This window comes from Mucilaginibacter sp. RCC_168, from assembly GCF_041355315.1.
Lineage (GTDB): Bacteria > Bacteroidota > Bacteroidia > Sphingobacteriales > Sphingobacteriaceae > Mucilaginibacter.
The window spans coordinates 46,190-69,831 of record NZ_JBFUPN010000010.1; the positions used below are offsets into that span (position 1 = coordinate 46,190).

22 protein-coding genes are annotated in these 23,642 nt (G+C 42.6%); 13 read left to right on the forward strand and 9 right to left on the reverse strand.

Annotated elements, in window-relative coordinates; all coding sequences use genetic code 11:
- Positions 1–7: 7 nt before the first annotated feature.
- Positions 8–3,118, reverse strand: a complete 3,111-nt coding sequence (locus AB6735_RS11105) for a tetratricopeptide repeat protein (RefSeq protein ID WP_370995994.1) — start codon at positions 3,116–3,118, stop codon at positions 8–10.
- Positions 3,119–3,349: 231 nt separating this feature from the next.
- Between AB6735_RS11105 and AB6735_RS11110 the strand changes: the two genes are divergently transcribed.
- The 3 genes from AB6735_RS11110 to AB6735_RS11120 all read left to right on the forward strand — a co-directional run bounded on the left by AB6735_RS11110 (position 3,350) and on the right by AB6735_RS11120 (position 5,620).
- Positions 3,350–4,492: a hypothetical protein gene (locus tag AB6735_RS11110; RefSeq protein WP_370995995.1), complete on the forward strand. Its 1,143-nt coding sequence runs from the start codon at positions 3,350–3,352 to the stop codon at positions 4,490–4,492.
- Positions 4,493–4,670: 178 nt separating this feature from the next.
- Positions 4,671–5,177 (forward strand): GbsR/MarR family transcriptional regulator, encoded by a 507-nt coding sequence (locus AB6735_RS11115; RefSeq protein ID WP_370995996.1) that lies wholly within the window; start codon positions 4,671–4,673, stop codon positions 5,175–5,177.
- Between the two features lie 71 nt (positions 5,178–5,248).
- Complete coding sequence (locus tag AB6735_RS11120) at positions 5,249–5,620, forward strand: hypothetical protein (RefSeq protein WP_370995997.1); 372 nt, start codon at positions 5,249–5,251, stop codon at positions 5,618–5,620.
- A gap of 65 nt (positions 5,621–5,685) precedes the next feature.
- Here the strand turns inward: AB6735_RS11120 and AB6735_RS11125 are convergent, their stop codons facing one another.
- Both AB6735_RS11125 and AB6735_RS11130 read right to left on the reverse strand, forming a co-directional pair.
- Positions 5,686–6,054, reverse strand: a complete 369-nt coding sequence (locus AB6735_RS11125; RefSeq protein WP_370995998.1) for a PleD family two-component system response regulator — start codon at positions 6,052–6,054, stop codon at positions 5,686–5,688.
- Between the two features lie 997 nt (positions 6,055–7,051).
- On the reverse strand, positions 7,052–7,408 hold the full coding sequence (locus AB6735_RS11130) for a response regulator (RefSeq protein ID WP_370995999.1): 357 nt from the start codon (positions 7,406–7,408) through the stop codon (positions 7,052–7,054).
- Positions 7,409–7,597: 189 nt separating this feature from the next.
- Here AB6735_RS11130 and AB6735_RS11135 point away from each other — a divergent pair, with 189 nt between their 5' ends.
- The 6 genes from AB6735_RS11135 (at position 7,598) to AB6735_RS11160 (ending at position 14,716) form a co-directional block, all read left to right on the forward strand.
- The gene (locus AB6735_RS11135; RefSeq protein WP_370996000.1) at positions 7,598–9,073 is read left to right on the forward strand and encodes a sensor histidine kinase; all 1,476 of its coding nucleotides are present in this window, start codon (positions 7,598–7,600) and stop codon (positions 9,071–9,073) included.
- A 128-nt stretch (positions 9,074–9,201) separates the two neighbouring features.
- Complete coding sequence (locus tag AB6735_RS11140; protein WP_370996001.1) at positions 9,202–10,518, forward strand: gluconate:H+ symporter; 1,317 nt, start codon at positions 9,202–9,204, stop codon at positions 10,516–10,518.
- Positions 10,519–10,532: 14 nt separating this feature from the next.
- Positions 10,533–11,330, forward strand: coding sequence for an alpha/beta fold hydrolase (locus AB6735_RS11145; RefSeq protein WP_370996002.1), 798 nt, complete (start codon positions 10,533–10,535; stop codon positions 11,328–11,330).
- 104 nt (positions 11,331–11,434) lie between these two features.
- A complete protein-coding gene (locus AB6735_RS11150; protein WP_370996003.1) occupies positions 11,435–11,752 on the forward strand; it encodes a YMGG-like glycine zipper-containing protein in 318 nt (105 codons plus the stop codon).
- 230 nt (positions 11,753–11,982) lie between these two features.
- Positions 11,983–13,206: a hypothetical protein gene (locus AB6735_RS11155; RefSeq protein WP_370996004.1), complete on the forward strand. Its 1,224-nt coding sequence runs from the start codon at positions 11,983–11,985 to the stop codon at positions 13,204–13,206.
- 283 nt (positions 13,207–13,489) lie between these two features.
- Positions 13,490–14,716: a multidrug effflux MFS transporter gene (locus AB6735_RS11160; protein ID WP_370996005.1), complete on the forward strand. Its 1,227-nt coding sequence runs from the start codon at positions 13,490–13,492 to the stop codon at positions 14,714–14,716.
- A gap of 301 nt (positions 14,717–15,017) precedes the next feature.
- On the opposite strand, the gene AB6735_RS11165 is transcribed toward AB6735_RS11160, so the two are convergent.
- The 5 genes from AB6735_RS11165 to AB6735_RS11185 all read right to left on the reverse strand — a co-directional run bounded on the left by AB6735_RS11165 (position 15,018) and on the right by AB6735_RS11185 (position 17,488).
- Positions 15,018–15,701 (reverse strand): ATP-dependent Clp protease proteolytic subunit, encoded by a 684-nt coding sequence (locus AB6735_RS11165; RefSeq protein ID WP_370996006.1) that lies wholly within the window; start codon positions 15,699–15,701, stop codon positions 15,018–15,020.
- An 89-nt stretch (positions 15,702–15,790) separates the two neighbouring features.
- Positions 15,791–16,057 carry a hypothetical protein gene (locus tag AB6735_RS11170; protein WP_370996007.1) on the reverse strand — a complete coding sequence of 89 codons (267 nt, stop codon included), beginning with the start codon at positions 16,055–16,057 and terminating at the stop codon, positions 15,791–15,793.
- A complete protein-coding gene (locus AB6735_RS11175) occupies positions 16,038–16,583 on the reverse strand; it encodes an RNA polymerase sigma factor (RefSeq protein WP_370996008.1) in 546 nt (181 codons plus the stop codon). The genes AB6735_RS11170 and AB6735_RS11175 overlap by 20 nt, the downstream gene beginning before the upstream one ends.
- A 297-nt stretch (positions 16,584–16,880) precedes the next feature.
- Positions 16,881–17,288, reverse strand: coding sequence for a hypothetical protein (locus tag AB6735_RS11180; RefSeq protein WP_370996009.1), 408 nt, complete (start codon positions 17,286–17,288; stop codon positions 16,881–16,883).
- A gap of 50 nt (positions 17,289–17,338) precedes the next feature.
- On the reverse strand, positions 17,339–17,488 hold the full coding sequence (locus AB6735_RS11185) for a hypothetical protein (protein ID WP_370996010.1): 150 nt from the start codon (positions 17,486–17,488) through the stop codon (positions 17,339–17,341).
- A 417-nt stretch (positions 17,489–17,905) separates the two neighbouring features.
- Between AB6735_RS11185 and AB6735_RS11190 the strand changes: the two genes are divergently transcribed.
- The 3 genes from AB6735_RS11190 (at position 17,906) to AB6735_RS11200 (ending at position 22,072) form a co-directional block, all read left to right on the forward strand.
- Entirely contained in the window at positions 17,906–19,786 is a 1,881-nt protein-coding gene (locus AB6735_RS11190; protein ID WP_370996011.1) for an SPFH domain-containing protein, read from the forward strand.
- A gap of 304 nt (positions 19,787–20,090) precedes the next feature.
- Positions 20,091–20,825: a hypothetical protein gene (locus tag AB6735_RS11195; RefSeq protein ID WP_370996012.1), complete on the forward strand. Its 735-nt coding sequence runs from the start codon at positions 20,091–20,093 to the stop codon at positions 20,823–20,825.
- 80 nt (positions 20,826–20,905) lie between these two features.
- Entirely contained in the window at positions 20,906–22,072 is a 1,167-nt protein-coding gene (locus tag AB6735_RS11200; protein WP_370996013.1) for an acyltransferase family protein, read from the forward strand.
- Positions 22,073–22,173: 101 nt separating this feature from the next.
- Here the strand turns inward: AB6735_RS11200 and AB6735_RS11205 are convergent, their stop codons facing one another.
- Positions 22,174–22,974 carry an NAD(P)H-binding protein gene (locus tag AB6735_RS11205; RefSeq protein WP_370996118.1) on the reverse strand — a complete coding sequence of 267 codons (801 nt, stop codon included), beginning with the start codon at positions 22,972–22,974 and terminating at the stop codon, positions 22,174–22,176.
- A 167-nt stretch (positions 22,975–23,141) separates the two neighbouring features.
- Here AB6735_RS11205 and AB6735_RS11210 point away from each other — a divergent pair, with 167 nt between their 5' ends.
- Complete coding sequence (locus AB6735_RS11210) at positions 23,142–23,564, forward strand: winged helix-turn-helix transcriptional regulator (RefSeq protein ID WP_370996014.1); 423 nt, start codon at positions 23,142–23,144, stop codon at positions 23,562–23,564.
- Positions 23,565–23,642 lie beyond the last annotated feature (78 nt).

Here is a 23,642-nt window from a genome sequence, read left to right on the forward strand (position 1 = left end):
CATCCTGTTAGTTTTGACCGGTTTTGGTGGTATCGGCCGGGGCCGGTTTATTATCACTTGTATCTGGTGCAGTGGCCTCTATTTTTACAGGTTTGCCCGTCAGTACACCCAACTTTTGTTTAGCTGTAGGCAATACATCGTCGTTACCTTTATAATTTTCAATAATACTTTGCAGCGTGGCTTTTGCCTGGAAATTATCCTTCAACTTTACATAATTATCGGCCAGCAAAATATAGGTTTTGGCTACCCAGTAATCATAGTTCGGCATTTCCTTAGCCAGGTCGAAACACATCTTTTGCGATGTTTTGTACCTGCCTTTTAAGTATTCCACATTAGCAATGTTATATTTAGCTTCGGCAGCGGCTATGGTTTTGGTGTTGGTTACCGTGTAATCAAATTCTTTTATCGCTGCAGTGGTATCGCCTTTTTGCAGATAAGCTTCGCCGGCGTATAAACCAGTGCGGAATTTATCTTCCTGGGCGGCCTTGTCATTACCTCTGATCTGTTTTACGTAGTTCAGCACATCGTCAGGCATGTTCATCTGCGCATAGCAAAGCATCAGATTATTGATAGCGAAAGAGTAATCCTCTTTAAACTCGGCGTTGGTTTCCAGTTTTTTCAGAAACACGATAGCCTCATTATACTTTTTCTGAGAGATATACAGCTTAGCCATGCTGATCAATGATTTCTCGGTATAGGCGCTTGTCCAGTCGTTCAGGATAATGTTATAATCAACAACGGCTTCCTGCGATCTGTTCAGGTTAACCAAACTTTGGGCCCTGATAAATCTGGCTTGTTTTTCGTAGATCTGTTTGCTTGGGAATTTATCCAGATAGGCGTTTACTGCGCCTACAGCTCCTTGCCAGTCGCCTTTTAAATAAAGGTTGTTGGCAGCGGTGATCATGATATCTTCCTGCTGCGAGGTGGTATAGTTGCCAATAGAGGTTGTACCCGCGTAATTGATAAATGTTTGGGCATCGCCTTTATCGGTATATATTTTTTCAATTTGTTTGAGCGATTGTTTGGCCTCATCGGTTGAGGAATAATCTGCAACCACTTTTTTGAATGATTCTACAGCCAGATCGTCATGACCGGCATTGTAGTCAATTAGGCCGATGGTAGTCAGCGCGCGCGGTACATAGCTGCTGTGCGGATACTTCTGGATCATGGCGTTCAGATCGGTTTTTGCACGGTCGCCATCATTTTTTAGGAAATAGGTATAAGCTATCTCGAAAGAAGCATCATCGGCATAATCCGAATTCGGGAAGGCGTTCAAGACATCGTTCAACGTACTGATCTTGGTATCCAGCGAACCTTGTAATCCCTGTATCATACCGCGCTGAAACAAGGCGTAATCTTCGCCCTGGTTATGCATGGCTATAATGCGGTTATAATAATCAAGCGCGGTGCCGTAGCTTTTCAATACAAAATAGCTATCGCCCAGCCTGGTTATCGCGTCGTTTTCGGTGTTTTTATCTTTTACGTCGCCACGCAGAAATTTTTCGAAATAATTGGCGGCTTTTTTGTATTGCTCGCCATAAAAGGCAGCATAGGCCAGTGCATAATTGGCGTAGTTGGCCAGATCGGTCTCTTTGGCTTCGGGCATACTTAAAAACGCTTCAAAGTTTTCCACCGATTCGCCATATTTACGTACCTCATACATAGCCTCGGCCATCCAGTAAGTAGTTAAAGCCTGAGTCCTCCGATCTACAGGGTTTTTTAACGAACGCAGGAAAATACCAATAGCGTTTTCAAAAGCCCGCTCATTATAAAATTCCAGACCGCGGTAATAAGTTACTTTCTGATAAGCAATCTGCGCGCTTTCCGATTTGTTAGGTATCGGCTCCAGTATTTCAACGGCCTCCTTGTAATTACGGGAGTTCAGCAATTCCTCGCCAAGCAACACTTTCACTTCATCATTACGACGTGAACGCGGATAATTTTTTAAATATAAACGGGTAGCCGCCAGCGCTTCGGTATTGAAATCGAGCTCATAGGATAGTTTGGCATATTCATACAAAGCGTCTTCCTGGAGTTGCTTGTCGTAAGTGAGTTTAGAAGCCGCTAAGAATGCATTACGGGCGCTTTGTTTGTTATTCATTTTCAGGAAAACATCACCCAGCGTGTAATTACCACTTTGGCTGTACACATCGCCCTGCTCTATTAGGCGCTCCAACTCGGTGGCTGCTTTCGCGTAATTACCCACTTTATAATAAGTGTAACCGATTTGGTAGCTATCCTGTGTGTTTTGGGTTTTACCCTGGTCGCGGCTTTGGAAACGATCATAATATTTAACCGCGTTATCGTAATTGGCCTTAGCAAAATAGGAGGCGGCAATAATGCGCAGCATCTCAGTTTCATGCTCCTGGTGGGTGTTATTTACAATAGGCACCGCATAGCTCAGCACATCATCATAGCGTTTATCCAAAAAGTAAACCGCCGATATGTAGTATGGATAGCTGTTTTCGTATTTTTTGGAATTTTTAAGTTTTTCAAAATTGGCCAGCGCCAGGTGATAATCCTTGTTGAGATAAGCTATATAGGCAAAATAATAGGTAGCATCCTCGGTAAACTCCGAGCGTTTGTTTTTTACTTCGGCAAAAAGCAGTTGCGCGTTCTTATAATCTTTAAGTGAGAAATAAGCATAACCTTTGCGGAATTTGTACTCGGTATTGTCATGACCGTTCAGTTCGCCTGCCTCAACCTTGTCAAACCAGCGGATGGCATCTTCATATTTACCTTGTTTAAAATACGATTTACCTATTTGGAAATAAGCCAGCTTGGTTAATGGATTTTCGGGATGCTCTTTAATAAAGCGCAGAAACATGCTTTCGGCATCGTCATTGCCCAAATTAAGGGCGCAAAAAGCCTCGTAATACTGGCTGTTTTCTTTTACCAGCGACAGCTCCGACTCAAACTGGGGCTGGGTGGCTGTTTTAAGGCGTGAGGCTTCAACAGTGCGGAATTGCTCGGCAGCAGAGGCAAATTTGCCCTTGTCCATCAGGTCCATAGCCGTGTGATAACTGCGGTAAACCTGGAAGGATGGATTTTGCTGCGCGCTGGCCGTTGAAACAATAAATACGGGGATTAACAGGGAAATGTATTTTATTTTGATCATAAAGCGCATACTAACGATGGTGCTAAATTAGCGAAACGAAAAAGAGCTATTAACATAAGTAATTAACAAATGTGGATAACACAACTAATTAACGAAGGTAATACTTAAGACAATATGTGTGTGGAAAACTTTAAAATTGTTGAACAAAACCATAGCACTGGTATCGATGGTCAAAGGTAACCAAATAGTACACTTAAAGGCAATTTATTTGAACATTATGCATTATATAGTATGATGGATGATGTTGTATTAATTGACTTAGTTGCTGTGTGGTTACGCCCGGTGCGACTGCGGGTTAAGCTGCTGTTATTCATTATTTTAATTTCTTCGCCAATTTTAAAAGCTCAAAAAGCAACGGATCCGATTGTTTTAAATAATGAGCGACTGCCTGTATCTGCAAAAGAGTTTTATGTAGCCGGGGTAATAGATAACCGGACCGACCGTACCGCGGTAGCCTGGCTGTTACCACCTGGCCCAGGTAACGCGGTAAAGTATGCCATTGACTTTAAAGGAGGTGCATTAGCGGCTATCAGACAGTTTGTGACTGCCGCCCTCCCGCCCGATAAAACGTTAAGACCGGTGATGATCCATTTAGAGAAGTTTAAACTTGATGAAACACCACTGCCTGGCAATCATGTAGAAGGTAAAGTAAAAGTGTCCTTATCTTTTTACCTGCAAAGGGATGGTCAAAATATCCATCTGACAGATTATAATGGCAGTGCTGGTTATAACCGATACGTTAACCAGGAGGTTGACGTAGAAATGGTATTACGTCATGCGCTTGAGTACGGCCTTACCTTTTTTAATACCTGGATAAATAAGGAGGCCGGCACCAATATTAAACTGGCAAAAGGTGTGAAGATCATTTTTACCGATTATACGGAGGAGCCCGAAGGTGACACCATTTATTATTCATCCAAAAGGCCTTTAACGTGGGACGATTTTAAGGCCAAACCAGTCAACAACAGCCGGTTTGGCGCCGAAGTTTTACCCAGCATTGGTTATAGTGAAGATGTGAGTGTGAGTAAAAGCATGGTTAACGTGCATCTGGGTTTGAAAGCCTTTTTACCTAAAAGTGCCTGCTGGGTAAAACCCGACAGTAAAAATGCCTACAGTTTGAATCACGAGCAAAGGCACTTTGATATTGTAAAGATTATCATAGAACGGTTTAAGCAAAAACTAAAGGCGGAAAAATATACAGTAGATAATTATGATGGCCCTATCAATGTACAATACCTGGAATCGTTTCATGAAATGAACGTGATGCAGGAGCAATATGATACCGAAACCGCTCACGGCATGAACATGGCCGCACAGGAGGAGTGGAATAAAAAGATAGATAAGGAGCTGAAAACGGTGAGTGGTGAGTGGTGAGTTTGAAAAGATGCCAATTCAATTAACGCTGTCATCCTGAGGAACGAAGGATCTTCTTCGCGATGTATGGCGTACAATAGATGCTTCGCTCCGCTCAGCATGACAAACATCCCACATCCCAAATCAAAAATATCTTTCATTTATTTTTGAAAGTTTAAAAAGTTATTTATATTTGTATATGGAATTGGCAGAAGCAAAGCTGAAATTTATTGAAGCCTGGGGTAAATTGGGGTCGGAGTGGGGGATTAACCGCACTATGGCCCAAGTACATGCCTTGCTGCTCATTTCGCCGGAGGCTTTAACTACCGAAGAGGTAATGGCCGAGCTGAGCATATCGCGCGGGAATGCCAATATGACCCTGCGCGACCTGATTGGCTGGGGCCTGGTTGAAAAACAGCATAAAACCGGTGAGCGTAAAGAATACTTTTATGCCGAAAAAGATACCTGGATAATTGCCAGGCGGGTGGCCGAAGAACGCAAAAAACGTGAGCTCGACCCGGTGATCAAAATATTAGGCCAGTTAACGGAGGTGAAAGGGGATAAAAAAGATCCCGCCTTTAAAGCATTCCATTCCTCGGTTACCGATATTAACAAGCTGGCCAATAATGTAAACAAAACTTTAGATACCATGCTCAAAGCCGAGGAGAGTTGGTTTTTTGGTTCGATATTTAAAATATTCAAGTAATATTTTTTTATCTCCAAATTTCATTTTTTACTGAAAATTCAATAATTAATAACATATAAATAATCACAATCATGAACTATTTTATCTTAACCTACATTGTTTACCTGCTGGTAAGCATCGCATTAACCGTATGGGTGGCTAAAGTGCTATTTAAAAACGGACGTATATTTTTGGTGGATATTTTTCACGGCAATAATGAATTGGCCGATTCTGTGAACAAGTTGCTGGTAGTAGGGTTTTACCTCGTGAATATAGGCTACATGAGTTTGGCCCTTAAAGAAACAGGCAGCATAATCAGTACGCAGGTAGTGGTGGAAGTTTTAAGCTATAAGGTAGGGTGTATTATTCTGATACTGGGGGCTATGCACTTTTTAAACCTGATTGTATTTTTCAAATTACGTAACAGGGCTAAAAGGGATAGGGCATTTAATATCAATGCCTGAACAGGGAAATAGGCTTTAAAGCGATAGCAGGAGTAATTGCGGTTACGACCTGCTATTTGTGCATTTTAAGCTGCATTATGTAATTGCCGGTTAATGCTTCCAAGTAAAACATCAATATCAAATGGTTTTGCGATAAAATCATCAGGGGCGCCGGTTTGGTTTAATGTTCTGGACACCTCATGGCTTGCCGATATCAATATAACCGGTATATTATGTGTTTCTATACTGCTTTTAACATCTTTGCAAAGCTCACGCCCGTCTAAATTACCTAACATAATGTCTAATAGGATAAGATCGGGCTGACTTTCTCTTATCTTGTCAAAAAGATAATGCCCATCAGCAAGGGTTATCACCTCATAGCCCGAATCTTCCAATATGTACTGTAAAACCTCCAGAATGTCGCTGTCGTCGTCTACTGCTAAAATCCGTCTCATATTTTGTCTTTAAGTATCGTCTATAATTGCTTTCAGATAATAAAAAAGCAAACTATGCTAAGTTTAGCAATTCTTGTACCAAAGTAATAGTTAAGTACTTAAAGTACAGTTAAATATTGCCGATTATACTTAATAACAAAGCGATTTATTTTCGTAACAGGTACAAATAAAATAAAAAACCGATTTTAATGGCTATTTAAGCAAACATCCGAAGCCGGCTATGGATGTGATTGGTCCACAAAAATATAGGATGCTTTTTTACATTTGGCACAGAAGTACTTCCTCACAGGCAAAAAATATAATACTCTTTTTACAAACCAGTTTCTCTTTAACTGGAAATGGAAAGGCTCACCGCATTTGGAGCAGTGATACTTTTTTTTTCTTTTGGTAGTTGAATTTAGGTCGGTCACTATAAATAAAATAGTGCGCAAATTACAATACCTGTTATGAAAATGAGCTTTAGATTAAGCAAAACATACTATTAGGTATGTTTTGCTTAATCTAAAGCATAAAAAATAATGTTTTGATTAACTACCGTAGTACATAGCGTTTGCGCTGACACTTATAACAGATATAGCGTTTTAAGGGTAGAAAGAAGAATATGGTTTTTACAAAAGCGCCCCTTGGTACGCGGTCGTCAAGTGGAGCCTTACACTTAGGGCACATAGGTAATCTTTTACCTTGAGCTCTGATGGATTCAATTGAATTTGCTGGAATAACCATATACGATCGGTACTTTAATTGTATATCAATATTCTATAACGCCTGGTACTAACAAAAATAATAAAATTATGAATGTTTGAATCTAAATATCTAATTATTAGTTAAATGGAATTTTTAAGGCTCAATTTTAATAGATGTTGCAATAAAATATCATTTTGAAGAATGTTTTTTATTTGTCTGTTAATGATTGCCGTTGAGAAAGCGGATATGAAGAAAAATAAAGGGTAGTAAAATTACCGGCATGGACCTAATGGAAGATGTATCTTTTAAAAGCTTATATTAAATTATTCACCTTTTCAACCAGTTCAGAAAGATCAAAAGGTTTATTAATAACACCATCGCAACCGTAGTTAAGCAGGTGGTCATCATTATTCAGATAGGCCGAGAATATAATAACCGGTATGTTATTGAATTTACTGTGCAACTTGATGTTTTTGCAAATTTCGCCACCTGTGGTACCGGAAACGCGGTAGTCAAGTATAACCAGATCCGGAAGAAACTGCTCCATTAAAGGCAATACATCCAGGCTGTTCGAAGTACTTTTTACCTCAAACTGTTCATAGGTAAGGGTTTCATGCACAATATCTAATATGTCCTGATTATCATCTAATACTAAAATACGTTTTGACATAAAAATATTAAAAAGTGAAAAGGCCAAAGGATCTGAGGTATGCGGATAAATGTAACTAAAATAGCATAAAAAGCTATGACTTGGGCTAAAAAATTATCGGGTAAATAAAGTACAAACTTAACTATTTTTTATATTATTGAATCATAAAAAAAGAGCAGATCTATATATATTTTTGTTTTAATTAAAGTTTTGAAAAAGAACGATCAAAATATAACTGCAAGACAATACATAGATGATCTGATTATCCAGGCTCCGGTGGCCATCAGTTTTCTGAAAGGCCCTGATCTCATCATTGAATCGGCCAATGCGAATGTGCTTGAATTATGGGGAAAACAGGCCAATATTATTGGTCTGCCGCTTACCCTTGCATTGGATGGAGACAACGCGAGTGATTATATAAACCTGGTTAAGGATGCTTATAAAAGCGGTCATATCCATTATGGTTATGAAACTCCCATCAGGCTTAACCGGAATGAGCATGTTAATTTGTTTTATTTTGACTTTGTTTACCAACCTGTTAAGGACAATAATAATAAGGTAACCGGCGTTATGATTGTTGCCACAGAAGTAACCAAGCAGGTAATAGCCAGGCAGCTTTTAGAAGACGCCGAAGAACGCTTGCGCTTGGCTATTGAAGCTACAGGCATAGGCAACTGGGATCTTGACCTGGTGACTAATGATGTTATCGCATCACCAACGCTTTCTGTCATATTTGGTCTTGACCCTGAAGATAAGTTAACACACCCCGAATTGCGGGATATGATACACCCCGATGATAAGGCGATAGTAAATAATGCCTATAAAAAAGCCATAAAAACAGGTGTTTATTTATACGAGGCGCGTATAATATGGGCCGATGGATCGGTACATTGGATACGAACAACCGGGAAGATTTTGTATGATGAACGCGGTAAACCCGTACGCATGCTGGGTACCATTAATGATATTACCAAACGTAAACAGGAGGAGATCATGAAAAATGATTTTATAGCTATGGCCAGTCATGAGTTAAAAACGCCGCTCACCTCACTTAAAGCCTATACCCAGTTACTGGTATCAAAAGCAAAAAAAGCGGATGATGATTTTTTTATAAACGCTCTTGAAAAGTCAGAAAAACAGATCAACAAAATGAACAGGCTCATTCATGGTTTTCTGGATATGTCAAAAATTGAGTCGGGTAAACTACAGTTGAATACCCAAACTTTTGATATGAACGAGTTGCTTACCGAGATAGCAGCCGATAAAATGCTCATAGCACCAGATCATGTTTTATCTTTTGAAAACAGACAAACTGTACAGATCACCGCCGACAGGGAAAAGATAGCTCAGGTAATAGGTAATTTTATCAGCAATGCCGTAAAATATTCGCCCAAAGGCAGTGCCATAACTGTAGAGGTTAAAAAACTTACTGAACATTTGCGGGTAAGTGTAAAAGATGAAGGTATAGGCTTAAAAGCCAAAGATCAGCAAAATGTTTTTCAGCGTTTTTACCGGGTGGAAGATGAGAGCACTCGTGGATTGTCGGGCTTTGGTATTGGTCTTTATTTATCGGCCGAGATCATCAGGCTGCACCATGGAAAAATTGCTGTAGAGAGCGAGGATGGCAAAGGCGCCGAATTTTACTTCCTGCTGCCATTACAGGCTGATTGGGATCAGCCTTTGTAACAACTGACCGGTTAATTGTAACGGTTTTGTCTATAAAAATCCGAAACTCAAATATTGTTATTACTTTAGGCAGATAACATGCGGCCGGGCTTCACCAAGCTGCTTACCTGTACCTAACAGTTTAAATCATGGCATTACTAACTATACTGATCTGTATTATCCTGCTTGTTTTATTGGTAAGCTGGGCAAAAGTTAATCCGTTTATCGCTTTTCTTTTGGTATCTATTGCCGCTGGTTTGATGCTGGGTATCCCTATCAATAAAGTTACCGCGTCTGTACAAAAAGGCATGGGCGATATTATGGGGCAACTGCTTATTATTATTTGTCTGGGTGCTATGCTGGGCAAGCTGGTGGCTGTAAGCGGTGCCGCCCAAAAAATTGCCGAAGTACTGGTGAATGCCGTTGGCCAAAAATACATACAATGGGCGCTGGTAACCGCCGGTTTTATTATCGGTATACCACTGTTTTACGGCATTGGCTTTGTGCTGATGGTACCACTTATATTTTCGGTGGTGTATAAATATAAATTACCTGCGGTATATATTGGTTTGCCTATGCTGGCCTCGCTATCTGTAACCCATGGGTTCTTACCGCCGCATCCATCACCATCGGCATTGGTGGTATTGTTTCATGCCAATATGGCTACCACCTTTATTTATGGGTTGATGATAGCCATCCCCGCCATTATATTGGCAGGGCCCGTATTTGCTCGTTTTCTGAAAAAGATACCCTCGGAGCCGTTAGCTACCTTCAGGGCCGAAGAACTACCCGAAGAAAAACTGCCCGGCGCTTTTAATAGTTTCTTTACCGCCCTGCTGCCTGTGATACTACTCATGCTTACGGCATTTTTTCCGTATCTCGGCATTAAAGATCCCGGCTTGTTAAAACTGGTAACTTTCCTGGGCGATCCATCCATTGTAATGTTGATTGCCCTTATTGTGGCCACCTTTACTTTGGGCGTGAAGCAGGGCAGGAATATGAGTCAACTGGCAACTAATTATACCGATGCCATTAAAGATATCGCTTTAATCTTATTGATCATCGCCGGTTCAGGAGCTTTTAAAGAGGTATTGACCGCCAGTGGTGTGAGCGACCAAATTGCTGCCCAGTTAGAGAAGCTAAACCTTCCGCCACTTGTGTTGGGTTGGGTTATCGCCGCTATTATCCGGATAAGTTTAGGCTCGGCTACGGTAGCAGGGTTAACAGCCGCGGGTATTGTGGCTTCGCTGGTGTTACAAAATCATGTGAACCCCAACTTAATGGTATTATCGATAGGAGCGGGCAGCCTGGCTTTTTCGCATGTGAACGATTCTGGTTTCTGGCTTTATAAAGAATATTTTAACCTGAGCATCAAAGATACTATCAAATCATGGTCAATGATGGAATCCTTGGTTTCGGTTATTGGCTTAATAGGTGTTTTGATCATTAACCAGTTTGTAAAATAGCAGATCCCATTGTCATGAGAAAAAGTATCATCATCCTGCTATTATTAATGACTGGTTATTGCAGCCATGCGCAGCAGGCCGCTGGTAATTACTACACTTCTTTTGATGGTACAAAAATATATTACGAGGTAAAGGGAAATGGTTTTCCGGTGATACTGGTCCATGGCTTTTCGGGTACTGGTGAAGGCTGGAAAAAAGGTCAGCTTTATACCGACCTTTTAAATGCCGGTTATCAAGTGATCATTTTAGATCAGCGGGGTAATGGCCGGTCAGACAAACCCCATACGGATGCTGGTTACGCGAATGATGCCGAGGCCAAAGACATCATAGGCTTGGCCAGCAGCCTTAAGCTTAAAAAATATGACATAGTTGGCTATTCGCGAGGTTCCATTATTGCTTCGCGATTATTGGTGCTGGATAAGCGGATACAAAAACTGGTGATGGGAGGCATGGGCGATGCCTATACCAACCCGGAATGGCCCAGGCGGATCCATGCCTACAAGGCGCTCATGGGCGATACTACCTTTCACGATGTGGATGGCATGATCAATTACATCCACAGCAATCCAGCCTTTGATGTAACTGCGCTGGCTTTACAGCAAAAATACCAGCCCTCCACAAGTCCACAGGAATTAGCCAAAGTAAAAATACCCGTTATGATCATTTGCGGTACTGAAGATCATGACAACGGATCAGAAACCGCTCTTAACAAACTTATCCCCGGTTCTAAGCTCAATTATGTTACAGGCGATCATAATAGTGCATCCAGAACTATACAGTTTTCTGCAGTTGTGCTGGCTTTTCTGAAATAAAATGTCATCCTTTAGTTATTTAAGGGCCCTTTTTATATAAGCGGCTTGCTATTTGTATAGGTATGTTTAGAAATTGTTTTTTAACACTTATCAATACATGTTTTATGAAAAAGCTAATGATATATGCCTGTCTGTTTGTAGCGTTTCTGCTAACGCTAACAGTTAGCGCGCAGGCACAAACTAAAAAGAAAATGAGCAAACAGGCTAAAGGCGCCATTATAGGCGGTGCCGGCGGTGCGGTTGCGGGCGGACTTATAGGCCATAATGTTGGGGGAGCCCTAATTGGTGGTGCCATAGGAGCCGGTGGCGGTTATATTATAGGTAACGAACAACGCCGGGCCGATGAGAAAAAACGCCGTGCTGCATGGCGCAGGGCACACCCTAAACATCATCATACTAAAACCACCACCACCTCACACTAACTAATGTTAATAATAGTTAAAAAGCCGGCAGCTTATTTTATCTGCCGGCTTTTTATTTTATCTTAATGGCAATTGTTATTTCGGACATATTAATTCCGTATTATAAAATGGTGGCTGTAGTGCAAATAATTGGAGATATATAGCCTAAATGAAAATTTATATCCCGTTTTGAACGTTAATATAACAGGCATTTTACAAACAGTAATATTCAGTATTTGGTTTAATATATAATGGTTAAAACACTTTCGGCATTGCTTTTTTGTTTGTTTCCTCTTGTAGTAATGGCCCAAAATACGGTTACTGTTGCCGATACCACAAAGCTTGATGCCGATACCATCGCACAAAAAGATCTTATTGATATTGCCAGATCCCTGTTTAAAATAAAACCGCGAAAGATATCGGCGACCGAAAAAAAGAAAGTCTATTTTTCCATTTTACCCATTTCTTCGTCGGATGGCCGAAGTGGTGGCCGGGCACTTTTTACCTCAACTTCATTAGCAATATACCTCGGGGAACCTGCAACCACCAATTTGTCCAGCTTTATATTTACCCCTTATTTCAACTTTAAAGGGAGGTATGGCCTGCCTATCCGGTCAAATATCTGGCTCAACAACAACCAATGGAATATAGTTGGCGATACCCGTGTACTGGTATATCCGCAGTATACCTGGGGGCTGGGTGGTAAACAACCAGAAGGGCAGCGATTTTTGGTGAATTATAATTACGGGCGTTTTTATCAAACGGTTCTTAAAAGAATAAAGCCATACTTTTATGCGGGCATAGGTTATGATTTGGATTATTATCAGGATATTGATAGTGACGGAGATGTTACCCTGCATAGTTTTACCGGCTATAAATACGGCACCGCCGCAGATCAGAATGTTTTTTCGTCAGGAGTAACTTTTAATTTACTATATGATACCCGCAAAAACTCTATTAATCCTTTGCCTGGTGCCTATGCTAATATAATTTACCGTGTAAATTCAAAAATGCTGGGGAGTAATACCAACTGGAGCTCTTTGTATATTGATCTGCGTAAATATATCTCCTTAACCAATTCCGGCCCAAAAAACGTGCTGGCATTTTGGTCTTATTTCTGGACATCACTTACACCGGGTACCCCGTATCTGAACCTGCCCAGCCTGGGTTGGGAACCTTACCAGCGATCGGGCAGGGGATTTGTGCAAAACAGGTACCGCGGCGACAGGCTGGCCTATTTTGAAACCGAATACAGGCGCGATATTACCCGCAACGGATTGCTGGGCTTTGTTCTGTTTGCCAACGTAAATTCGGTTACCGAGCCCAATACCCACGATTTTGTTTACTGGCATCCCGCAGGTGGTACAGGCCTGCGTATTAAATTCAATAAAAAATCAGGAACCAACATTGCTATAGATTATGGTGTGAGTAAAAACTTCTCATCTATAAACCTTAACCTGGGAGAAACTTTTTAGGGTGATTAGTTCATAGTTCATGGATCATAGCTGACAGTTGGTAACCCATACACTATCGGGTATCCACTAAAAACCATGAATTACCATGATCCATGAACTATGATCTATAAGCTAAAATGAATAAATGACAAAATAAGGATAGGCGTTTTGGAATTTAAATTTTACTTTCGCTATATGTTTTTATCCGGCCATTCGTAGTAAAAAATCCTTGGTACTTAGCCGGTAACATCCTGTAATTTATCCTGTTTACCTCGGTCGCAACCAACCATTTGCCAAAAATCACATGACAAGAAAACGTTACGTAACATTGATACTCATTTTGGGTTCATTAACCGCATTGGGCCCTTTCTCCATAGATATGTACCTGCCTGGCTTTACGGCCATAGCGAAATATTTGCATACCAGCACCGATAAGGTGGCGCTGTCCTTGTCGAGCTATTTTATAGGTATATCGGCCGGGCAATTGTTGTATGGCCCCTTGCTGGACAGGTATGGCCGTAAACGGCCCTTATATTTTGGATTGGGCCTTTATATTATAGCCTCTATCGGCTGTTTCTTTTCTAATTCGCTGGAAATGCTGATCGCGATGCGATTTTTTCAGGCGATCGGCAGTTGCGCGGCCACTGTTGCGGCTATGGCCATGGTGCGCGACCTTTTCCCGGTGGAAGAGAACGCTAAAGTATTTTCGTTGCTGATACTGGTGCTGGGTGCTTCACCCATGCTGGCGCCAACCATTGGCAGTTATATTACCGCGGCCTTTGAGTGGCAGGTGATATTTTTAATATTAACTATTATTGCCGTGCTGATATTGCTGGCGGTTGTATTTTTACTGCCCGAAAGCTACCAGCCCGATCCATCATATTCCTTAAAGCCACTGCCCATTCTCCGTAACTTTTTACATGTATTAAAAAATCCACAGTTTTTAACTTATTCACTTTGCGGGGCTTTCGCGTTTGCGGGGCTGTTTGCTTATGTGTCCTCATCGTCGATTGTTTTTATTGAGGTATTTAAAGTAAGCCAGAAAGGCTTCGGGTGGATATTTGCAGGGCTCTCGGTTGGCTTTATTGGCTCGAGTCAGGTAAACAGTATCCTTATGAAAAAATATAAAAGCGAGCAATTAGTAAATGCCTCATTAATTTGGTTGGTATTTATCTCGGCTATATTTTTAATAGGGGCGTTCAATAACTGGTTTGGCATTGGCGGCACCATCGCCATGATATTTGGTGTATTGTGCGGTGTAGGCATAAGTTATCCTAATACAGCTGCCTTATCACTGGCTCCATTTACCAAAAACGCGGGTGCAGCATCGGCATTAATGGGAGCATTTCAAATGGCTATCGGCTCATTGGCATCGGTTGGTATTACCCTCATTACAAGTCATAGCGCATTACCCATGGCCGGGGTTATGGCAGCAGCAGGCGTTGTTGCCTTGTTGACCTTATTGATAGGCAAGCGGTTTATTAAACATAAGGTGGAGGCATCAGCGGATGCGGGAGTGATAGCGCATTGATTTTTGGACTATTGGACTTGGGGACAAAGGATTATTGGACTTTAGGACAAAAGATAAAGGATTTTAGGACCTTTTCTGGCGCAAGTCTTGTGCAGTGGAATTGCGGGGAAAGGCTGACTTGTGACTTCAAAACCCGACGAACAAGCACAAGTCATCAACCCACCAACAGCCGCACAAGACTTGCGCTAAAAAAAGGACAAAAGATAAAAGACTTAGGGACTATTGGACCCATTTGCGCCCGTTTGTAAACGAGTGCAAGGAAGAAAGTCCTTTGTCCCCAAGTCCAATAGTCCCAAAATTCCTACACCAACACCTCGTCAATAATGCCGAACTCTTTGGCTTCACTGGCTATCATCCAGTAATCACGGTCAGATACATCGTAAACTTTTTGGTAAGGCTGTCCGCTGTGCTGGGCGATGATCTCATACAATTCCTGTTTCATTTTTTTGATCTGGACGGAGGCTATCTCAATATCTGATGCCATTCCCTGCGCCCCGCCCGATGGCTGGTGCAGCATGATGCGGGAATGCTTGAGCGCGGCACGCTTGCCGGCAGCGCCTGCGCACAGCAGTACCGAACCCATGGACAAGGCCATGCCGGTACAAATGGTGGCCACATCGGGTCCTATAAAATGCATGGTGTCATAAATACCCAGACCGGCGTAAACCGAACCACCAGGCGAGTTGATATACATCTGTATATCTTTTTTGGCATCGGTCGACTGCAGAAAGAGCAGCTGTGCCTGGATGATGTTGGCAACATGATCGTCAACGGCTTCGCCCAGGAAAATGATCCTGTCCATCATCAGGCGCGAAAATACGTCCATCTGGGCTACGCGCATTTCGCGTTCTTCGGTGATGTAGGGCGTCATGGCTGTGGGAAGGGCAGCTTTTTCGACCGCCGAAATAAAACTATCTACCCGGGTACCGGCAATAGCATGGTGCATGACCGCATATTTGCGGAATTCCTGTTTATCGATATTCATAAAATTTGGTTTTTAGTGAAATGAGGGAGCGAGAACCGAGAGCCAGAAATTGTTTTACTGTCTTGATTCTTGACTCCTGATTCTTGACTCTATTTAAATAGGCGTGCTATTTTTTGCTTGAAACTCAGATGTTCGGGCTGGTTAAATAATTGCTGATAAACGGCTTCTATCTCGGCTTTTACCTGTTTGCGTCCATATTGCCGTACCAGGCTATAAACCTGTTGTTGTTGCGAAACATGGATCTGCAGATCTTGATCAAGCAAGGTTTTGGCCTCGAACAACAGCGCGTTAGCTGAGTTTGCTCTTTTTAGCAGGTAAGCTTCGGTTTGGGCTATGTTATTCAAGGAAGTCCTCATAGGTCAATGCTTTTTGTTTAACAGATTCCCTTACTTTTTCAATGCACTTGTATTTTTGCACGGTTGCCGAGCGCACCCCCGAAAAGCCAAACAATTGGGCCACTTTGGTCATCGGTAACTGATCGTAATAAAAGGAGCGGAGCAGCTCCATACAACGTTTGCCCGCGGTTTCTAAAAAGTTTAATAATTTATCATCAGCAAGAGGTAGGGTAGTTTCCATAGCCATATCTGCTGCGACGCTGTCATCCAGTTGTGTAGTTTGCTGACCTTCCTTATACCGTTTGATCCACAGGTAACGGGCGGTACCATAAATGTAAGCTCCTTCGCTGCTTTTGATATCGGCATCGGCCGATCTGCTTTTTTCGTAATAGCTCAGCAGGGCATCTTGGAAAACATCCTTGGCTTCGTCAAATGATCCGCCGCATTTGCTCACATACCGGGCCACCGCCGGGAAAACTTTTTGATATAACGTGATGAAAAGCTGCTGCCGCTCTGCAACCTGCTCTTCTAAATTAACTGCATCCATTGTTAACTGTTTATTACAATGTGTAAATTATAACAGATATATCACCTTTTGGATGAAAGATTTTTGGAGTAAGGATTTTTGGACTCACTTACTTTGTCATCCTGAGTTATAAAATCCGCTGGATTCTGAAGGTGAAATGACGGATCCGGCGCTGATGCCAGATTTACGAAGTTCCAAAAACTTCGTAAGTCTTTACCCAATTTACTAAACACGTCATGGGTAGCATAGCGAAGGATCCTCTTCACTGGGTATGTTGTATAATAGATGCTTCACTGCGTTCAGCATGACAAAGCGGGATTAAAACTTACTCGCCCGCAAAGCCGTAACCTTTGAACCCTCCGGCCCGGTGCTTTCAAAAACGATTTTATCATCCGTTAATTCCGATACGTAAAAAACAAAATCGCGGGTTTTGCCATCGGGTAGTACTTCTTTTACATTCATATTACTGCCGTTGAGCGTGAAAGTACCGTGCGACAGGAATTTACCGCCCCATACAATAACATATTTCATCTCGGGGGTAAACTGTATGTAAGGCACAACTTCATCCAGCTCGGCCTTTTTCATCGTATCCGGCGGGCTGGCATTGGGATGCTCTATCTTCACATATTTCCATTTGCCTGTAAGCGCTTGTGTAGTAACCGCGGGTTTGCATGATGCCATAACACATAGCGTCAATGCAAATAATATAAAGCCGTAAAATTTCATGATAGCATTAAGTTTTATCTAAGCTATACAATTACCATTAAAGTATAAAATCAGCTTTTACCTTTCAGGTGCTTTTTTGTCCGTTCCTCGGCTTTTTTTACTTCATCCTTTTCGCTGAGTGGTGGATCAGTTTGTAATTCCTTCGTTGGTTTGGTCGCCGTAGGTTTTTTGCCGGTTTTTTTTGATGCTGAAGTATTCATGATCGTAGAGATTAAATGAGATACTATTATTTAAACTCCCGGGAAGTTGAATTGTTTGCAGTCTGGAATTGCTTACAGTCGACTCACCCCGCCGGCGCTACGCGCGGCACCCCTCTCTGCTGCGCAAGAGGGGGTGTATAAATAAAAAAGCCCTCTTTCCGGCAAAGCCGAAGAGAGGGTAGTCCAGCGAAGCGTGGACCGGGTGAGTCTGATGAAAGGGTAAACAATTCAACGTAATCATCAAAAAAATCAACGGTCAAAAATATTTATTAAAAAAGTTGTAACATCCTGTAATTGCAACTGTCTTAATGACACTATATAGCCAAGGTACTCCAATCCAGTTTAAGCTATAAGTATTTGTGAGGGCCCGCACCTTAAGGGTTCCGTTAAAAAATCAAAAAATTAATCTTAAAAAAAATGAACAACAATCTAATTGTTATGCTTTGGTGGGCTGTGCCTGTCATCCTGATTTTGGTGATGTACAAATTTGTTTTGCGCGTGTTTTTCGGTATGGTGATCGTGCCGGATAACCGTATTGGCCTGGTCGTCAAAAAATTCACCCTGTCTGGTAAATCGCGTTTGCCCGATGGGCGTATCATTGCTATTCACGGCGAAGCCGGTATGCAGGCCAAAGCGCTTGCGCCGGGTTTGTACTGGGGTTTGTGGCCATGGCAATATGGTATTACCATGGAGGCTTTTACCGTTATTGAGCAAAACAAGCTGGGACTGGTAAAGGCAAAAGACGGTGCATCGCTGGATACCGGTCGTGTGCTGGGCAAACCGGTTGACTGCGACAAGTTTCAGGATGCAATTGCCTTCCTGGACAATAACGGTCAGAAAGGTCCGCAGGCTGCTTTCCTTACGCCAGGTAGTTACCGTATCAATACATTTTTGTTTGAAATTGAGATGGTGCCTATTACTCAGATCCATGAAAACAAGGTGGGCATTGTAACCACATTGGACGGTGAGCCGCTGGACAAAGGCGAAATTGCCGGTGAATCGGTATCTGGTCATAAAAACTACCAGGACCCTATCGCGTTCATCAATGCCGGTGGTCGTAAGGGTCTGCAGGAGGACGTGATACTGGCCGGTACTTATTACCTGAACCCCTGGTTTGTAATTGTGGAACAGGTGGATATGACCTATATACCTATTGGTTATGTAGGTGTGGTGAACTCCTTTGTGGGCCCCGAAGGTAAAGATACCAGTGGCGATGCCTTTAAACACGGTAACATTGTTCACGTAGGGCAAAAAGGTGTTTGGGAAGATCCGCTTGACCCGGGTAAACACCCTATCAATATCTATACCCACGCGGTGGAAATTGTGCCTACAACCAACATTGTATTGAACTGGGCCGATAGCCGTACCGAGGCGCATGAACTGGATAAAAACCTGTGTACTATAACTGTACGGTCATCCGATGGTTTTACATTCAATCTGGATGTGTCACAGATCATCCACGTGCCACGTAATGAAGCGCCAAAAGTAATAGCCCGTTTTGGTAAGATGAAAAACCTGGTATCGCAGGTATTGGAGCCTACCATCGCCAATTATTTCCGTAACTCCGCACAAAAGAGTGATGTGATCGGCTTTTTAGCTAACCGTATTCAAAGGCAAAGCGATGCCCGCGACCATATCGGCGCTGTATTAACCACCTATAACGTTATTGGTGTGGATACACTGATAGGTGACATTGTGCCGCCAGCCGCCCTGATGAAAACCCTCACCGACCGTAAACTGGCCGAAGAGGAAAAGGTGACTTATGAGATACAACGCCACGCGCAAATTGAACGTAAGGAGTTTGAAAGCGCCCGTGCCGGTGCCGATATGCAGCCAGAGGTGGTAAAATCAACCCGCCAGGTAGAGATCAACACCCAGATGGCCGCTTCAAAAGTTGCCGCGTCACATGGTGAAGCCGAAGCCAAAACCATTAACGCTAAAGCCGATGCCGAAGTAAGGATCACCATAGCTAAAGCTGATGCCGAAGCCAAAACAGTGAATGCCAAAGCCGATGCTAATGCTACAGAAGTGAATGGTATTGCCGAAAGTACCAAGATCAAAGCCATTGGTTTGGCCGAAGCCGAGGTAACCAAACAAAAAACCGATGCCATGGGTACCGAACAATATGCTATTGTACGTGTAGCCGAAGCTCTTGCCGCCGCCGGTATTAAACTGGTACCTGAAATATTGGTTAATGGTAAAGAGAACGGTGGTAACGGCATAATAGATGCCCTCATAGGCACCGAGATGCTTAAAAAATTGCAGAAAGAGAATGAAGGAGGAAAAAGTAGTGAGTAGTGAGAGGTGAGAGGTGAGAGGTGAGTGTTGAGTGTTGAGTGTTGAGTGTTGAGTGTTGAGTGTTGAGTGTTGAGTGTTGAGTGTTGAGTGGTGAGTGGTGAGTGGTGAGTGGTGAGTGGTGAGTGGTGAGTGGTGAGTGGTGAGTGGTGAGTGGTGAGTGGTTTGAAAAATGGGCTATTAAATTAGTTAAAATTCACCACTCGCTATTCACCACTCACTTTTTTAACCATTCTCAATATGTTAAATTAAGTTAAAAAGTTTATCTGTAAATTTGCATTTTGATTTTTTGGCTTATTTTTATTCCATGCCTCGTCAGCTCCTGCTTATATTGATCGCTTGTTTGGTTTCGGCACTGGCCTATGGGCAGGGTGTGCAGAAGGGTACTGTTTATGAACTGAAGTCGCATACCATAGTCTCTGGTCTGCGGGTTGAAAATTCAACCAATGGTAAAGTTACTGCAACCGATAAAACCGGTAAATTCAGCATCCCGGCGAAACCCGGCGATTTGCTTTTGTTTAAAAGTGCTTTTTATCTTACCGATAGTGTTTTAGTAACCGATTTGCGTGAAAGACAAGTATTTGTGACGGCTAAACAAAACGAGCTGAAAGAAGTTAAGGTAACCAATGTGGAGATCAAAAAACCAGCAAGCGGTTATGTAGACCCGGAGTTTCATGGGCAAACTATGATCTATCAGCGTAATGCACCCAGCCCTGGTAATCCCAAAGGCGATCCTAAAGGTGGCGTAATACTCCGCTTGCATTACTGGAATAAAGACGAAAAGGATAAAAAGAAACAGGCCGAATTTTTAGAGAACGAACAAACCCGTGATGAAATAGCCAAAGTATTTACAGCAGTTAATATAGCTAAATATGTACCCCTCAAAGGCCCCGAATTAGACAATTTTATCTTGCTCTACATCCCATCGGTTAAGGTTTATACGGCGCCGGAGTTTAACCTTACTAATTATTTGAGCGCCAGCTATAAAAGCTATCTCGCCCTTCCCCCGGATAAACGCAATGCAGGGCAATTGATCAAATAATTGCAAAGCGGTGTAACTAATTTGAAAAAAAAGCATCCTTTAGATGTACCAAATTATAAAACATCCCTTAACCTATACCAATGCAAGATCAAACCGCTGTATCACCCGTTACCGCTGGCAGTAATACACAAACTGGAAAAATTGTTTATATCGATAACCTAAAAGTACTGCTCACCGTTTTGGTGGTGTTGCACCATACTTTTATTACCTATGGCGCACCCGGAGGCTGGTACTATGCCGAAAAAACCACGAATGCCGGCGCGTTGATACCCATGACCTTGTTTGTGGCTATTAATCAATCGTTTTTTATGGGCTTTTTCTTTTTTATCTCAGCCTATTTCACCGAATCGTCCTACCATAAAAAAGGCGCGGTACGCTTTACCGTCGACAGGTTAAAGCGATTGGGTATCCCCCTTATATTTTATTCTTTTATCCTCTCGCCGGTATTAAGCTACCTGGTTTATCGTTTTGCGCTGGGTCATGATATCACCTTTATCCAATTCCTGGGTGGTTTTCATCCCTGGATAGATTTTGGCGTATTATGGTTTGTGGCTGCCCTGCTGCTGTTCAGTTTATTGTATGTGGGCATCATGCTGCTGTTTAAAAGCAGGCCCTCATCATCGGGGAAAATGCCTTCCGCAATCACTGTGGTTTTATTCGCGCTTACGCTGGCTTTGGGCAGTTACCTGGTCAGGTCGGTATTTCCGGTTGGTTGGGTACTCAAACCGGTAGGTTTTCAGTTGGGGCACTTTGTACAATATATAGCCTTGTTTGCTTTAGGTATAGTAGCCTCGCGCGGGCAGTGGCTTAATATAGTCAGTTATAAAATGGGCAAGGGCTTTGCCTGGATGGTTGGCGTTATGATCGTGGTAGTGTTCCCGATAATTTACTACGTAAAAATAGTAACCAACAGCCCTATAGAAACCTTTAATGGCAATGGGCACTGGCAATCATTAATGTATGCCTGCTGGGAGCAGTTTACCGGGATCTTTATTATCGTGGCTTTATTAGGCATTGCCCGGCAAAAATGGAACGGGCAATCGGCGTTCATGAAAAATATGTCGAGAGCTGCATTTGCGGTATATATTTTTCATCCGCTGGTGCTGATATCCCTATCCATGCTGTTTAGGCCCTTGAATGCCGATCCTGCCATCAAACTGCTTTTTGTAGCGCCGTTGGCCGTTATTGGGTCGTTTGCTTTGGGTAGTTTGTTAGTGAAGATACCGGGGGTGAAGACGATTATTTAGACCTCACCCAACCCTCTCCAAAGGAGAGGGCTTTAATAAATAGTCTTTTCTAAGTCTCCCCCTTTGGGGGAGATTTAGAGGGGGTGAGACTGGGTGAGGCCCTATTGCTTATACCTATCCGCAAATTCCTCTGCAAAAGCTTCCAGTTTAATGCCACCCTGTATCTTAGGTTGGCTCTGATCATAATCGCCCCATAATATGCCAGAGCGTATGGCGGTTCCCATTTCCACAAAGTTGCGGGCAATTTCTGGTGGCAAGCCGTTTTGCAGCATGCCGTTCAAAGCTTGTTCATCGGTAAATTCAACCCAGGGTAATTCAGGTTTGCCGATGGCGGTACCCAAAACAGTAGCTATCGGACCCATGGTACGATCGTCGCTTGCCAGGTAACGTACGCTTTTTCCGGTAAATTCCTGCTGTATTTCTTCGGCGACAGCGGCGGCTATATCCTCCGGATGGGCCATAACCAACCGGGCCGTTGCCGGGTAATTAGCGCCCAGTATACCTGCTTGTTTGATCATCTCTATATTCTCTAAAAAGTTTACATAGAAAAATGGTGCGCGAAGGTGTTTCACGGCCACGTTGCTGAGTTTATTGAGCTCTAATTCAACATCGCGATTTCCTGCAATAGGCCCGGTGCCCGCGTTAAGATGCGCGCCGATACTGCTTAAATTCACCACGCGGAGTACGCCTGCTTTTGCAATCGCTTCCGCGTAATTTTTACCGATACCTCGTACATATTCCCTATAATTACTTGCCCCAAAGTTGGGTGGAACCATGGTATAAACCGCGTCGGCGCCTGTAAAAGTTTTGGTTAAAAAGTCGACATCAGCAATCAGACCGATAGCTGCTGTTGCTCCTAAAGCTTCAATCGCTGATATTTTTTCGGCATTACTGCTGATGATGGTTAATTAATGGCCTGCTTTTATTAACTGTTTTGCCAAGGGTTTGCTGATATTGCCTAATGAGCCTGTGATGGTGATTTTCATAAATTTTATATTTTGTTTTTACTACCAGCAAAGCTATCTTAGTACTTACTTTTATACAAGTACTTACCCTAAAGTATGTATCTATGACAGCCATCAAAGAAAGTTCAACTATACAGGAAAATAAACAGACGGCATTTAAGGAATGTCCGGTAACTTATGTAATGGAAAAGATTGGCGGATACTGGAAACCGATCATTTTGTTCCACCTGTTATCGGGCAGTAAGCGGTACAGTGAGCTCAAAAAAGCGGTCCCGGCCATTACCGAAAAGGTATTGATCCAACATCTGAAACAACTGGAAGCCGATGGCCTGATATCGAGAGAGGCGAAACTCGTAGTGCCGCCCTATGTAACTTACAGTCTTACTGTTGCGGGATCGCGCTTAAAGCCTATTTTATATAGCATGGCGGTATGGGCTATAGAACAGAGCGGCACCGATCCCAGGATATACTATAAAAACCTTGATGAGTTCCCCGGCAGGATCCTGCATCCGGATACGGTGGCGTAGGTGATAAATAAATTTGTTATACTGAACCGAGTGAAGCATCTGTTATGCGATAGGCGTATTGAAGAAGATCCTTCGTTC

Bases quoted from the DNA above. Each gene is read 5' to 3' on its own strand.
- AB6735_RS11150 (WP_370996003.1), top strand. From the start codon at position 11,435: ATGAAAAAGCTAATGATATATGCCTGTCTGTTTGTAGCGTTTCTGCTA.
- AB6735_RS11170 (WP_370996007.1), bottom strand. From the start codon at position 16,057: ATGAGGACTTCCTTGAATAACATAGCCCAAACCGAAGCTTACCTGCTA.
- AB6735_RS11210 (WP_370996014.1), top strand. From the start codon at position 23,142: ATGACAGCCATCAAAGAAAGTTCAACTATACAGGAAAATAAACAGACG.
- AB6735_RS11200 (WP_370996013.1), top strand. From the start codon at position 20,906: ATGCAAGATCAAACCGCTGTATCACCCGTTACCGCTGGCAGTAATACA.
- AB6735_RS11160 (WP_370996005.1), top strand. From the start codon at position 13,490: ATGACAAGAAAACGTTACGTAACATTGATACTCATTTTGGGTTCATTA.
- AB6735_RS11175 (WP_370996008.1), bottom strand. From the start codon at position 16,583: ATGGATGCAGTTAATTTAGAAGAGCAGGTTGCAGAGCGGCAGCAGCTT.
- AB6735_RS11195 (WP_370996012.1), top strand. From the start codon at position 20,091: ATGCCTCGTCAGCTCCTGCTTATATTGATCGCTTGTTTGGTTTCGGCA.
- AB6735_RS11145 (WP_370996002.1), top strand. From the start codon at position 10,533: ATGAGAAAAAGTATCATCATCCTGCTATTATTAATGACTGGTTATTGC.
- AB6735_RS11190 (WP_370996011.1), top strand. From the start codon at position 17,906: ATGAACAACAATCTAATTGTTATGCTTTGGTGGGCTGTGCCTGTCATC.
- AB6735_RS11130 (WP_370995999.1), bottom strand. From the start codon at position 7,408: ATGTCAAAACGTATTTTAGTATTAGATGATAATCAGGACATATTAGAT.
- AB6735_RS11115 (WP_370995996.1), top strand. From the start codon at position 4,671: ATGGAATTGGCAGAAGCAAAGCTGAAATTTATTGAAGCCTGGGGTAAA.
- AB6735_RS11165 (WP_370996006.1), bottom strand. From the start codon at position 15,701: ATGAATATCGATAAACAGGAATTCCGCAAATATGCGGTCATGCACCAT.
- AB6735_RS11140 (WP_370996001.1), top strand. From the start codon at position 9,202: ATGGCATTACTAACTATACTGATCTGTATTATCCTGCTTGTTTTATTG.
- AB6735_RS11180 (WP_370996009.1), bottom strand. From the start codon at position 17,288: ATGAAATTTTACGGCTTTATATTATTTGCATTGACGCTATGTGTTATG.
- AB6735_RS11105 (WP_370995994.1), bottom strand. From the start codon at position 3,118: ATGATCAAAATAAAATACATTTCCCTGTTAATCCCCGTATTTATTGTT.
- AB6735_RS11110 (WP_370995995.1), top strand. From the start codon at position 3,350: ATGATGGATGATGTTGTATTAATTGACTTAGTTGCTGTGTGGTTACGC.
- AB6735_RS11125 (WP_370995998.1), bottom strand. From the start codon at position 6,054: ATGAGACGGATTTTAGCAGTAGACGACGACAGCGACATTCTGGAGGTT.
- AB6735_RS11120 (WP_370995997.1), top strand. From the start codon at position 5,249: ATGAACTATTTTATCTTAACCTACATTGTTTACCTGCTGGTAAGCATC.
- AB6735_RS11185 (WP_370996010.1), bottom strand. From the start codon at position 17,488: ATGAATACTTCAGCATCAAAAAAAACCGGCAAAAAACCTACGGCGACC.
- AB6735_RS11155 (WP_370996004.1), top strand. From the start codon at position 11,983: ATGGTTAAAACACTTTCGGCATTGCTTTTTTGTTTGTTTCCTCTTGTA.